Below are 13,513 nucleotides of genomic sequence, written 5' to 3'. Positions count from 1 at the left end.
GTGCAGATATTATTGCTATTTCAGCTGGATTCCCTATCACAACACCATTTGGAGATATTCCTCATGGCTAAATAATCTGACCATGCTTATATAAACCTAGTGCTTTAAATTAGCACTAGGTTTATTTTTTTATATTCGTTTACTACTTATCTTCTCCAATAATTCGCACTTCAGTCTCTAATTTAACTCCAGTGTTTGTCAGGATAACTTCCTGAATATAGGCAATCAACTCGATGTAATCTGTTGCTGTTGCTTCATTAATATTTACAATAAAACCGGCATGTTTTTCTGATATTTGAGCCCCACCCCAAATTTTACCTTGTAGTCCAGCTTCTTGAATCAATTTACCTGTAAAATAACCTGTTGGGCGTTTAAAAACACTGCCACATGATGGGAATTCTAAAGGTTGCTTGGCTTCACGTAAGGCTGTTAGCTCATCCATTCGTGCTTTAATCGTAGCTTTGTTGCCTTTTTTTAATTGGAAGACAGCTTCTAATATAATTCCGTGATGTTTTTGGATAGAGCTATAACGATAACTAAAATCCAAATCTTCATTACTTAAACGTGTAACTTCACCTGTTTCAGAAATCACTAGAGCACTCTCTAAAACTTCGCTAATTTCACCCTCGTAAGCCCCTGCATTCATAAAGACCGCTCCGCCAATACTACCAGGAATACCACAAGCAAATTCTAAACCTGTTAAGCCTTCTGACCAGGCACGATAAGAGGTATCAATCAATTTAGCGCCACTTTGGACGGTTAATTTTTCTTTTTTCACTTGCATTTGGTTCATTTCTGTTAAAATCATTACTACGCCGCGAATTCCGCCGTCTTTAACAATTAAGTTGCTTGCATTTCCTAACACTGTTAAGGGTAATTGTTGTGCTTTTATCCAAGCAACTAATTTAACAATCTCATCTTCTGTTTTTGGGAAAGCCAGTATATCTGCCGGACCACCTGTTTTAGTGTAGGTATAGAAGGACAGAGGTTCATTTGCTTTTATCAGCACCGTTGGAAATTCTTTTATCATTTCATTTAAGATCATTTTATTTCCCTCACAAACTTTTGTTTTTCATATTTCCCATTCTAACATGAGAAGTCCTACTTTAACAGCATTTGGATGATATTTATACGATCTTTAACAAATGGCGATTGAATTTAGTTTAGTTGAATATTCTTTGCTATTTTTTGATAATTTTCATAAGAAGGATGTTGCATTAAACTTTCATCTAGCTGTTCAAAATTTTGAGATTTGATAATTTCCTCTCCTAACTGATCAGAAAAAGCAACAAAATTATCCCCACTAATTTTCTGGTAATCTAGTGAATAATATTTTGATTGGCGGTATAGAGGTTGAAGTTTTTCTTCACTAATTGACTCTTTTTTATCAGCAAAATATTCATCATATCTAACCGTATCTATTTTTCCATCTTCTGTTGTCACTTGTAAACGGCCAACAATCCCATTCCCAAATTCTTCTGCATAACCATAATAGTATGATTTATATGGTGTTCGAATCCAATCAGCCATTTCAGCTGCGATCGGCATAAACCCATTTCGAGCACTTGTTGAGGAGCCTTTTACCGTTTCAAATGCGCCATCTACTCGATTTTCTTCACGCATTTGTTTTTCTAAAAAGGTAATTCCGTTTACAACAGTCACTAAGGTTTCATCTGTTCGCGTATTTTGGGCTTGGAAAAAAGCATAGTCTGAAAGTCGTTTCGATTTCCCTGCATACTTCGGTTCATAATAATTTTCAGAAGCAAATTCATTGAATTCAACATGTAAAATCTTGCTATCATCGTCTGTTACAACTTCAACAATCCCACGATAATCCCCGTCAAAACGCCGTTCATTTCGATAATAATTTCCTTCAATTAAGCCCAATGGCGGTTGTGTAGACCAAAACATCTTATCCAACTTTTCTTCATAAGTCATCTTAGCTGCCGGAGTAGTCCCGAAGGTTGTTTTAGTCGCAGAAGTTACGACATCGTAATCGTACTCATAGTTATCAAAACTGACTTGATTTTTTTCATTCTCTTCTATATTAGAAGAATCATTTACAACTTGTGATTCTTTAGGTTCTATAGTTGTTTGATTTTCTGAATTTTTTTGCTCATTTTTCCCACAAGCTGCAAGTAAAAAAAAGCTACTCACTACGAACATACTGATTCGCCATTTTTTAGTCATCATCATATCACTCCCCTATTTTTGCTGATTAAATCGATAGCCACTTCCCCAAATAGTCTCAATATAAAGTGGTGAACTACCTGTTTGTTTCATTTTCTCTCGAATTTTTTTAATATGCACAACTACAGTAGCCACATCTCCACCATAAATTTCCATTCCCCAAACCTGTTGGAACAGTTGCTCTTTACTTAACACTTGGTTGGGATGCTCCATTAAGTAAACGAGTAAATCAAACTCCTTTGTTGTAAAAAATTGTTCTTCCTCAAGTACAAAGACTTTTCTGGCTCGCTTATCAACATTGATTCCATCAATTTCAATTGTTTCTGTCGGTTGATGGCTAGCTGTTAAACGCTCATAACGAGCAAGGTGTGATTTCACACGAGCGATTAATTCCCCTGGACTAAAGGGTTTCGTCAAGTAATCATCCGCCCCTAAACCAAGCCCACGAATTTTATCTATTTCTTCTTTTTTTGCTGAAACCATAATAATTGGAATATCTTTGACTTTACGCACTTCTTTACAAATTTCGAAACCATTTAATGTTGGTAACATCAGATCTAAGAGAATTAAATCAAAATTATCATTCAAAGCTAACTCTAACCCTTCTTGACCATCTACACTGATAACTGAGGAAATGCCGTTAATTTCTAAATAATCTTGCTGTAATTCAGCGATGCTTCGTTCATCTTCAATAAGCAAAACTTTTTTCATTTCCACTCACTCTTTCTCTACTAGTTTATTTAAACAAAAGGCAATTTTTGCACCTTGGCCCTTAATACTATTTAATTGCAACGTTCCGCCATGAGCTTCAACTAATTGTTTGACAATAGCTAATCCTAAACCCGATCCACCCATTGCAATGTTACGTGAACTTTCACCACGATAAAAACGATCAAAGATAAAAGCCTGTTGCTCTTCGTCAATTCCAATACCATTATCTTCAACTTCAATCCAAACCTTACTTTCTGTTTGAGTCAAACGAAGAATAACTTGATTGAATTCTTTTCCCATATCTCTAAAATTCAAACTATTTTGGATTAAATTTCCTAATATCCGGTTTACTTGTTCTCGATCAATAAGACAATAGGCATCTTGCTCCTCACCAAATTCAGTGCTTAAATGTGTCCCTTGATTAGCCAACTCCATCTGATATTCTTCACTAATATGAACAAGAAATTGTCTGATATTGACTTCCTCAAAATTAAAGCCAATTTTTTGTAAGTCTAATTTAGAATAAAGAAACAACTCTTCAATTAAATGATTTAGACTTGTCGCTTTTTTATGAATTGTCGCTAAATATTGAGCTTCTTTTTCTTTTGTTGTAGCAACCCCGTCCTGCAAACCTTCGACATAACCGATAATGGAGGTAATTGGTGTTTTTAAGTCATGAGAAATATTGGCAATTAATTCTTTCCGATTTTCTTCATACCTTTTTTGTTCAATAGCCGATTGCTTAACTTGCAAACGCATCTCTTCAAAACTATCTGCTAACTCTTTAATTTCATTGGCTGCGTACTCATTATCTAATGGAACTTCTATACTTTCCAAATTTCCAGTTTTCATCGTTTCAGTGCTTTTTTTCAGCTGATCTAACGGTTCAATAATAGTTTTTGTAATCGACCGATTAAAGAGTTGCACAAAGATTAAAGCAATTAGTATAATTATGCCACTAATCAGCAGTCCCCATTTTTGTAAGAACTCCACAAAGGTATTTTCTTTTTTCAAAACCATCACACTGTTAGCCATCTGACTACTGTCTTTAAAATCAAATTTCATGTAGCGATATAAGCGACCAGCATTATCAATCGTACCATTAACTTTTAAATTATTGGGTTCATATATTGGGAAATGAGCCAAAAGCGATTTTTCAACAAGTCCATTAGAATAATAAGAAATATCCTCGCCTTGACGAATAACAACTGCTAAATTCTGCTGTTCAATTTCTTGAATAATTTTTACTAATTCAGGATTCTCTAAATTCTTTAAGCTATCTGGTTCATTTTTTGCCAATAAACGTAGTTCTAAAAAAGCCCCTTCTTCCTCAAGACTTAATGAACGTTCTCTGGTAATCATTTTATATAAATTATTTGGTGATGGAACGCTCCCTGTTACAACAAAAAGTGTGATTGAGCTAATTAAAAATAATGACAATAGCGTCACAATGATGCCGCCTAAATAAGAAATTAAAAACCGCATTTTTATCGTCATCCCGAACCTCCTTGTTTAAGTTCCTCTTTTTATCTATCCTAACATAAAGTTTAAAATTAATTAGTTAATCTACCTCTTTAGCATACCAATTAGACATAAATCTCACCTAAAATAAGTATAAACATTTGATAAACTTTTATGTAAAAAAGCTAGTCTAATAAAAATAGTTATTAGCAAATTCACTAATAACTATTTCTATTCTATAGAGTATGTTTAATGTCACCCATCACAATTTGATGGCATAGTTGATGGCTAATATAAGCAGATTCAGTACTTACTGGTTGTTCACCTGTCGATAATCCAGAAATAAATTCACGAATTAAAGGAGCAAATCCTCGTTTTTCTAGAGTTGGAGTCCAATCTCCAAAGTGTTGGATCGTCTCTTTTCCTAGTTCATTACTTGAATACTCCGTCAGATTCAATACGCGATGCGTTCCAGTTGGTGACATGACTTCCATTACTTCAGAATTAGCTCCTGAAACATAATTCATCGAAGCAACACAAACTGTACTAGCTGTAATTAGCTGCATGATACAATTTTTCAACTGACCTTTTTCTTCAACTAGATGATAGCTGCTTTTTAGAATAGGTTCATCTAATAAATACGTAGCTGTATCCAAAACATGAATAAACATATCATAAATTCCACGTTCGACACTACCGCCACCATTTTCTTTATTTTTTTGGACGAAAACCATATTTTTATTAGGTACAGCTTTTAATTTTTGAACCATTGGTGCAAAACGACGGTTGAAACCAGTCACTAGCTGTAAATTTTTACTTTCACCCAACTGAATCAATTCTTTTACTTCAGCTATATTCTCACTGATTGGTTTATCTACATAAACATGAAGATTATGCTCTAGTAATTGGCGAATAATCGCACCATGAGTTTCAGTGGCAGTATGCACAAAAGCTGCTGTTATTCCACTTTCAATTAAGGCTTCAATGCTTGGATAGGTATGTTCAACACGATATTGTTGGCTAATTTCAGTTAATCTTTCTTGATTTCGTGTATATAAATGCCATTCTACTTCTTGTCCCATTGCCATCATAACAGGTAAATAAGCTTTTTGAGAAATACCACCTAAACCAATAATACCAATTTTTTTCATTAAATTGCCTCATTTCATTTATTTTTTGAGCCTATTCTTTATGCTTAACTTACAGTTCTAGTTTACCAAATTTTATAGAGAAAGAGTACTTATTTATAAGCGCTTCAATTTACTATTGATCTTCCTTTGAGTACAATAGAGGAAAGAAACTTTATTTTCTTTATTAAAGTTGAAAGAATCGCAACATTAGATGAAGGAGCTGTATGTATGAAATTAATCTCATGGAACGTCAATGGTTTACGAGCTGTTGTGAAAAAAGGCTTTATCGATATTTTCAACCAATTGGATGCTGATTTTTTCTGTCTCCAAGAAACTAAATTACAAGCTGGCCAAATTGATCTTGAGCTACCCGGCTATCATCAATACTGGAATTATGCTGAAAAAAAAGGCTATTCGGGAACAGCTATTTTTACCAAACATGAACCTGATGAAGTTTTTTATGGATTAGGCAAAGAAGAACATGACCAAGAAGGACGAGTCATTACTCTTAGTTATCCTGACTATTATGTTGTAACTTGCTACACACCTAATTCACAAAACGAATTAAAACGCTTAGATTACCGCATGACTTGGGAAGAAGATTTCTTGGCTTATTTAAATCAATTAGATGCTGAAAAACCAGTTATTGTATGTGGTGATTTAAATGTAGCTCATGAGAATATTGATATCAAAAATTGGAAAACCAACCGGAAAAATGCTGGATTTACAGATGAAGAACGTGGCAAATTCACTGATTTTTTGGAAAATGGTTATATTGACACTTTTCGTTATTTTTATCCAGAACTAGAAGGGGCTTATTCTTGGTGGAGCTATCGTTTCAATGCTCGCGCTAATAATGCTGGATGGCGTATTGATTATTTCATTGTTTCTGAACGTTTACAAGAAAAACTCGTCTCTGCTGCTATCCTAAATGAAGTTGTTGGAAGTGATCATTGTCCAGTTGAGCTACAGATTAATCTATAATAGCTTATATTTACGTCTTCCACAAAAAATCTTTCTATCATATATGCAATTATGATAGAAAGATTTTTTTATGGTACGTCAGTCAATGTCCAATTCAGTGTTCCTTTATATGTCCCTAAATAATTATCATTAGCTATTGTTAACCTTAATCCTTTATCTTTAGACCAGACTTTTGAAATATCAACAACTGAATTCCCAATTGGCTTAGTTCCATTTTCAATTGTTTGAATAGTTGAACCAATTGCTAAATTGGCACCCTTACTATTTGCATAGCTTAGTTCTCCTTTTAATGCTTGTCCACTATCTGTTTTTAAACTTGTTGCCGTCACTTGCAGCTTCCAAGGACTACCAGATACACGAGTATCATTAATACTTAGACTTTTATTTGGTACAGCCTGTACTAAACCTAATGATACCGCTGGGTCTCCTTCAATAAAATCGATGGTTTCTGGAACAGAGCTAAAACTAAGAGCACCGTTCTGAAAAATAACCTGAATACTCAAAATTGAAGAGGAATTATCTGTTTTTTTTGCAATCAAATCTAGATTAACCACTCCACTTTTTAAATTCCTAATTCGATCATACACCGTTTCATCTACTGCTTGAATCGTAATTCCATCTGCTGTATTTCCTTCTGGATCATGCGCAACTATATTTAAATTTGTAATAAACCTTTGTAAAATTTGGCTATTTGTTAGTTTTAAAACATTGACTTCTTCTATCTCTGAAGAGGTTAGATTTATGCTTGGCTTGTCCGAAGTTAATATAAGTGTATCTCCTTTACCTTTTACAGAAAATGCTAATTTATTTGTGTCTCCAGTGTAATTATCAGCTTTGATTGTTGCTGATGCCCCAGTTTTTATTACATCATGGCGCCCTACATCCTCTGTCTCAACATCAAAAGAAATTGACGCCTTAGGATTTGTTAATGATAAATTAGTCGTTGGAACTACGAAAGATTTGTCAATCCATTTTGAGTCATCCATTTGAATTCCATTATATTTTAAAGTTCCTTTCTTATAATGGATTTTATCCTCTAATGCTAACTCTACAGTAGGAAGTAACAAATTTTGCTTTCCATTTAAATAATTAATATCAAACGTTGCTGTGATACTCTCTTTCTCAGCAACCTGTTTATCTTTTACTGTTTCTCCTTTTTGATTTACTAAATTCAGGTTTTCTGTCACGTTTACAAGTCCTGGTACTTTATTGAAAACAACAGCCGTTTCTGCTACATTAGCACCTGTAGAACCTGTAAATCCCCAATAAACTTTATCGCTCGAAAATATTAAATTAGTGTCTATCGGTACCTCTACCAATGGAGCAACATCAAATTTGTAACTAAGAACTTTTGAAGTTGCATTCCATTTCACTTCAAAAGGCTTCCATTTCCCATTAGCCAAGTAATCATTAGGATAATATACTGCAATATGGTGTAAATAGTTTAATTCTGGACCAAAACTGTAATAATTTTGTCTATTTGGAAAAGAATAGGCTACATGTCCCTCATTATTTCTTGGCCATAAGGTTGTATCCATACCACCAGCATTGAAATACGTATCAAATTCTATCGCAAAGCTATTTTTAATTTGCTGCGTCATAATATAACTACCCGAACGACGCTTAGCATATACCCCTAACTGCTCTCCAACACCTGCAGAAAATTTCTTCGTACTTTCTATATCATTATGCATGACAAATGTCATTCCATCCCCTGCAGAATATCTAGTATCCCCCAAATAAATAAACATACTTGCAGAAAAATCATAATTTAAGTCAAGCAAATTATTGGGAGTCGAAAAAATTGACCCAACTTGTGACTGTTGCGCTTTTGTAATAGTTACCATTTTCCCACCTGGGTCCACAAAACTATTCGATCCTGCGGGAACTGAAAAAACTCCAGACACAGGTACACCTTTAACTGGAGATGCTGGTGCAGCCTCTACTATATTGATATAAGTAAACAAAAACACACTACTTAAAAAAAGAAGTTTCAACGTACTACTTAAATTTTTTTTCATTATTTTCACCCTTATTCTTAAATTTATATGTGCAACATTGATTATTCCTTCATCAAAATAGCCTACTAACTAGTTAGTAAATCTTTGGTTTACGAAGGCGCATCTTGTAAGGTCCAACTTAAATTGGCTGAGTAACTATCTAACAATGCGTCTGATGGAACCGTAATCGTGACCGGTTCTCCATTCCCTTCAAAAGAATTGGTATATGTTCCCATTCCTTTTCCTTTTGGTGCAGAAAAAATTGAGCTATCAAATTCATTTAACACGACACTAGTCGCAGTAGGAGCATTTAGTATGTCGCTTTTCTGCGAGGCTACTTTTCCCGCTGGTATTGATACATCCGCTTTTAAAATACGATCTTTTTTCAAGTTCTGAAATTCAGATATTTTAACCATCACGTTCCATCCCGTTCCTAATCCCCGAGTATCTGTTACTTGAATTCCCAATACTTCACCTTGTGGTACTTGGGCTATCCCTTTCTTGCCCATTTCTATTGAGGCAAAATTAAACGTTGAAACTGCATCAATGGATAGAGGACCTAACTGCCCTGTGGCAGGTAAAATTGGAATTTCCGGATTAGTTTTACCTGATCCAGCTTTTATCACAACACTTGTATTAGATGAAACGGCTCCCGCTGTAGCAACAGTTGTTGGTACATATACTAAAACAATAGCTATTAATATTATTAAAATTCCTTTTGATCGTTTCATTGTCTTCACCTTCCACTCCCTAGATTATTTTGTAAAATTGCCTATCCATCATCTGAACTCAGTCATAAAATAATCTAAACTGATTAGCTTCTTGTCATTTTTCTTTTATGAGCTTGTCTTTTTCTTTTTCTAGCTAAACGTGCTCGTTTTTCTGCTGCTAGTTTCTTTTTATGGCGATAAATAAAATAGAAAATAATGCTTATTAGAAGAATAAAACTACCTATTACTATGAGAATTATCACTAGCCAATTCACTGGTTTTTTTTCTAATTCTACTGCTTCCTTATTTAGTTTATTGGATCCTTTTGCTGATATTTCAAAGTCTTTTTCAAATTTCCACTCATCTTCTCCTGATTTTGCATTTAATTTCAATGTATATGTTCCTACCTCTAAGGTTTGATTATCCCAATTAATCGGGAAATCAAAATTAGAATTAGGTGCCATGGATAGATTCTCTTTTACAGTTTCATGTAAGACGTCTGAACTCCCTTTTCTCATTACTTTTCCATCCACGCTTAAATCCTTAATCTTAGTAGCTTTCGTATTTTGTATATTTGCTGTCACCGCTGTTCGATAATTAAGTAGCGCTGGCTTAATTTGATTTAATTTTAAGTTAGGTTTTACTTCCGCTGTATTTTCACTTAATTGAATCCCAATAACGTATGAATAATTGTTAACTATCTGTACATTTTTTTCTGATTCTTCAGCTTTATCTTTGTTTTCTTTCTTAGCAATGTAAAAACCACCTAAAATCACCCCGTCAAATTCTTTCTCAGGCATTTGCAATGTAAAAGTTACTTGCTTACTTTCATTAGGAGCCAAGCTGACTTCTTGGGCTTCCGAAATGACTGATGTTAAAGGAACCGTAAGACTTGAATCTCCTTCACCTTTTGATTGACTATAGTCAATTACACCATTTTGATTTGTTTTTGCATTGTTTGGAGTGATCACTATAATTTCTTCTTTATCACTTGCGTTACTAACATTTAAGACAATCTCTTGTTTTTGATTTGGTTCCATTTTTAGATCAAAGTAAGTAAGTGTTTTGTCAATTTGATTTTCAGGTATTACGGCACTAACTGAATAGGCCATATTATCATCGGCTTGAGCAATGTAAGGTACTAGCTGGCTACTTAAAAAAAAGAAAGCCACTATTATAAGTATTTTTTTCATTTTTTTCTTTCCTCTTTTCTTAATGAAACAACAAGAATCACCTCATATGATTCTTGTTGTCAGGTTTAATTATTTAGGTGCATCCTCTAATTCCCACGTAATGGTTGAGGAGTACTCTGTATTTGCTTCTGGATTTCCTGCTAAAACATTCAGCTGAATCGCTTCGTTAGCTTGATCTGTACCCGACCAAACATTTAACCAAGTTCCACGACCGGATTTATTCTTCGCACTAAGAACGACTTTACTTTCTAGATTATCAAATACAACATCTGATTTGGCTGGAGCTAGAGAAACATTTCCTGTACTTCCCGCTTTTACAACACTATTTTTCATATTTAATGTTGCACCTTTTAAAACTTGCTGCTTACTACTTGTAAACAGACTCATTTTAGCGGACAAAGTCCACCCATCTCCATCTCCTCTCAAGTCAGTTACTTGAACAAAAGGATTTGGATTTAAGACTTTATAGTTTATGTTCTTTCCTGATATTTTATTTACTCCAAACTTTAAGTTAGATACATAATCCACAGACAGTGGTCCAGGTTGTCCTGTTCCTGGATTTCCTGGATCAACAGGATCAATCGGTAGAGTCGGATTTGGATTTTCAGGATCAAGTGGGTTAACCGGTGGTGAAACAATTAAATCACCCGGTGTAAACGAAATTTTATTATCTGAGGTTCCAATGCTAATTCCCGCTACAGGCTGTCCTCCCACTAAAATTAATCCCAAAGTTAAGGCTATAATTGCACTTATTTTCTTTTTCATTGATAGAACTCCTCCGTTTCCACTAACTAAATAGTAAATAGTTTTATGGTGCATCTTCTAATGACCAAGTAATAGTAGAACTATAATTACCTGCTTTATTCCCAGATGGGATTGCTAAAGTAACTTTCTCTCCTTTTCCTTCAAAGGAATTTGTCCAAGTGGAGCGCCCTTGTATTGTTGAAGCACTCATAATTGTTGCTGGTGTAGCTGTTAAACTCACTTTATTCGCTACTGGTGTTAGTAGTGGATCAACACCTGCTTTTGTAGTCAATGCACCTTCTGGGATTGTAACAACAGCCCCTTTTAGTTCAATAGTTTCTGGACCTTGCCCAATTTTTTCTGTAAAAGACGTTCCACTGACTTTTAGGTTCCAACCTAAATCTAACCCGCGATTATCCGTTACTTGAAGTCCTAACTTTGTTCCTGTTGTTGGTGTTGCATTAATTGGTGCAGAAGTCTCAGCACCTATTTTCTTTGTTTCAAATGTAAAGCTTGAAACAGAATCCAATGTTAACAAGCCTTTATTCCCTGTAGCTGGTCCTATTTCTGGATCTAAAATCTCTGGTGGTACCGTAGCATCTCCTGCTTGTAATTGAAATTTTGCAGTTGATTTTGCTGTACTCACTTCAACTGCTTCCACTTTTTGTTCTGCTAAAAAAAACGAACAACTTATTGCTACTATTCCAACACTCACTAGCCCATTTTTCATCTTCATATTTACTCTCTCCCTTTGATTTAATTATTTTGGTGCATCAGTCAGTGACCATGTAACAGTTGACATATATTCACCATTTCTATTTCCCGCAGGAACTGTTAATTTCAAGTCTTTTTCTGCAAATGTATTTACCCATGTACCAGCACCGCTACCTTTAGCAGCGTTTATTAATGTAACAGGTGTCTCATTTACTTCAACCGCATAAACCATAGGTTGAAGAGATACATTCGTTCCAGCTGTTTCAATTGTTCCAACAGGCAAAGTTAATTTTGCACCTTTCAATATTTTCAGTGGATCTACCACGTCTTTAAATTGTGTTTGTGAAACTTGAACACTCCAACCTGCTTCTTCCCCTCTGTTGTCGGTTACTTGCACATTTGATCCTACAACGGATGATGTATAAACTTGCTCTTTTCCTTCTAATTTATGTGTATCAAACAGTAACGGTGCTACATTATCAATTGTCAACGGACCTGCATTACCGGTATCTCCTTTAGGGGTTGTTGGTTTAACTGGAGCAACTGGTCCTACAGTAACATCTCCTGGTGTTAATTTAATATATCCATGTGAAGTACCGCCTAACCCATTCGTACTACCTAAAATTTCATCTTGAGGTGCTGCTTTTACAACTGTTGTTGCTCCTAAAATCGCACTTCCTAAAAAACCTACTAACACAACTTTTTTTAAGTTCATATTTTGCACTCCCTATTCCTCTTTTTCTTAACCATACGACTATACTTAATAGCAGTACTCCTATCAAAGTTAAAAGGCCTTGCCTTTTTTCTCCAGTTTGTGGAAATTGATTATTTTCTACGCCATTTTGTGAAATTTCTTCTACTTGTTTTCCATTTTCAGTAGAATGCTCACTTTCTTTTCCATGGTTCTCTCCCTTCTCACTCACCTCCTTTTCTGTAAATACAATTCCAACATTGCTAGTTGTTGTTGTAGCGCTACTATTAATTGGATAACAAAAAATAAAAACCAAACAACACATTGTTAAAAACATACGACCTTTTATATTCATTCTTTTCACCTTCTTTAAAAAAATTGACTTTCAATTCATTTATTTTAGATACAATCCGTCTCCCCATTCTTCAATAAACAATACTTTATCAACATCACGAAATTTTGTTTTTATAACTTCACTGATTTGACTTTCCTGATTAAAGGTTGCTGGAAACGTTAAAAATTTAGTTATTTTTCTTCCATTTTCCGTTTGGAATTCAGCACGATAGAGAATCACATCTGTCCAAAAATCTTCAATCCTCATATATTCATCTCCTTTCTTGATAAAACAATTCAAAAAAAAAATAACATCCACGTATATAATTGATAGTACTCTTTTACTATTCATTTTGTTTGAAATAATTTAATTGCTAAAAAAAATATAACATATACAAATCGTTAATTTTACACACTTATGAAAAGAAACACGCTGTTTCAGTGGAAAACACCTATTTAGGTAGGTTAAAATTTAAATCTGCCTAATTTCTCAAACAAAAAAAAGCGATAATTATATACAATTATCGCCTTTCTATTTCAACCCATATTCTTAAAACATAACAAAGAAAATTATGTGATATTCCCATTTACTATTGATTTTTTCCTGATGCTCATTTAAAATAAGCCTTACTCTTTAAATCTTAAACTAACA

Annotated in this window: 14 protein-coding genes; 1 reads left to right on the top strand and 13 read right to left on the bottom strand. The window is 34.3% G+C overall.

Annotated features, from left to right (window positions below; all coding sequences use genetic code 11):
- Positions 1-142: 142 nt before the first annotated feature.
- The 5 genes from murB to MHI00_RS01850 form a co-directional block, all read right to left on the bottom strand.
- The gene (murB, locus tag MHI00_RS01870; protein WP_341110532.1) at positions 143-1,045 is read right to left on the bottom strand and encodes a UDP-N-acetylmuramate dehydrogenase; all 903 of its coding nucleotides are present in this window, start codon (positions 1,043-1,045) and stop codon (positions 143-145) included.
- Between the two features lie 113 nt (positions 1,046-1,158).
- Positions 1,159-2,190, bottom strand: a complete 1,032-nt coding sequence (locus MHI00_RS01865) for a hypothetical protein (protein ID WP_341110530.1) — start codon at positions 2,188-2,190, stop codon at positions 1,159-1,161.
- A 15-nt stretch (positions 2,191-2,205) separates the two neighbouring features.
- On the bottom strand, positions 2,206-2,901 hold the full coding sequence (locus MHI00_RS01860; RefSeq protein WP_010053558.1) for a response regulator transcription factor: 696 nt from the start codon (positions 2,899-2,901) through the stop codon (positions 2,206-2,208).
- 6 nt (positions 2,902-2,907) lie between these two features.
- Positions 2,908-4,398 (bottom strand): sensor histidine kinase, encoded by a 1,491-nt coding sequence (locus MHI00_RS01855; protein ID WP_341110528.1) that lies wholly within the window; start codon positions 4,396-4,398, stop codon positions 2,908-2,910.
- Between the two features lie 200 nt (positions 4,399-4,598).
- Positions 4,599-5,513 carry a Gfo/Idh/MocA family protein gene (locus MHI00_RS01850; protein WP_341110526.1) on the bottom strand — a complete coding sequence of 305 codons (915 nt, stop codon included), beginning with the start codon at positions 5,511-5,513 and terminating at the stop codon, positions 4,599-4,601.
- A gap of 207 nt (positions 5,514-5,720) precedes the next feature.
- Between MHI00_RS01850 and MHI00_RS01845 the strand changes: the two genes are divergently transcribed.
- Positions 5,721-6,476, top strand: coding sequence for an exodeoxyribonuclease III (locus MHI00_RS01845; RefSeq protein ID WP_057001197.1), 756 nt, complete (start codon positions 5,721-5,723; stop codon positions 6,474-6,476).
- A 68-nt stretch (positions 6,477-6,544) separates the two neighbouring features.
- Here the strand turns inward: MHI00_RS01845 and MHI00_RS01840 are convergent, their stop codons facing one another.
- The 8 genes from MHI00_RS01840 to MHI00_RS01805 all read right to left on the bottom strand — a co-directional run bounded on the left by MHI00_RS01840 (position 6,545) and on the right by MHI00_RS01805 (position 13,129).
- Positions 6,545-8,497 (bottom strand): lectin-like domain-containing protein, encoded by a 1,953-nt coding sequence (locus MHI00_RS01840; RefSeq protein WP_287429910.1) that lies wholly within the window; start codon positions 8,495-8,497, stop codon positions 6,545-6,547.
- An 89-nt stretch (positions 8,498-8,586) separates the two neighbouring features.
- Positions 8,587-9,207, bottom strand: coding sequence for a WxL domain-containing protein (locus MHI00_RS01835; protein WP_287429909.1), 621 nt, complete (start codon positions 9,205-9,207; stop codon positions 8,587-8,589).
- Positions 9,208-9,290: 83 nt separating this feature from the next.
- The gene (locus tag MHI00_RS01830; protein ID WP_229252189.1) at positions 9,291-10,379 is read right to left on the bottom strand and encodes a DUF916 and DUF3324 domain-containing protein; all 1,089 of its coding nucleotides are present in this window, start codon (positions 10,377-10,379) and stop codon (positions 9,291-9,293) included.
- A gap of 69 nt (positions 10,380-10,448) precedes the next feature.
- A complete protein-coding gene (locus MHI00_RS01825; RefSeq protein ID WP_341110520.1) occupies positions 10,449-11,144 on the bottom strand; it encodes a WxL domain-containing protein in 696 nt (231 codons plus the stop codon).
- Between the two features lie 43 nt (positions 11,145-11,187).
- The gene (locus MHI00_RS01820; RefSeq protein WP_341110518.1) at positions 11,188-11,859 is read right to left on the bottom strand and encodes a WxL domain-containing protein; all 672 of its coding nucleotides are present in this window, start codon (positions 11,857-11,859) and stop codon (positions 11,188-11,190) included.
- Positions 11,860-11,883: 24 nt separating this feature from the next.
- Entirely contained in the window at positions 11,884-12,552 is a 669-nt protein-coding gene (locus tag MHI00_RS01815; RefSeq protein WP_087064505.1) for a WxL domain-containing protein, read from the bottom strand.
- The gene (locus tag MHI00_RS01810; RefSeq protein ID WP_229252185.1) at positions 12,464-12,883 is read right to left on the bottom strand and encodes an LPXTG cell wall anchor domain-containing protein; all 420 of its coding nucleotides are present in this window, start codon (positions 12,881-12,883) and stop codon (positions 12,464-12,466) included. The genes MHI00_RS01815 and MHI00_RS01810 overlap by 89 nt, the downstream gene beginning before the upstream one ends.
- Before the next feature lie 39 nt (positions 12,884-12,922).
- Positions 12,923-13,129, bottom strand: a complete 207-nt coding sequence (locus MHI00_RS01805; RefSeq protein WP_057000131.1) for a hypothetical protein — start codon at positions 13,127-13,129, stop codon at positions 12,923-12,925.
- Positions 13,130-13,513 lie beyond the last annotated feature (384 nt).

This window comes from Carnobacterium sp. FSL E2-0243, assembly GCF_038003605.1.
In the GTDB taxonomy this organism is placed as follows: Bacteria; Bacillota; Bacilli; order Lactobacillales; family Carnobacteriaceae; genus Carnobacterium; species Carnobacterium maltaromaticum.
This window is presented reverse-complemented; position numbering and strand designations above follow the sequence as displayed.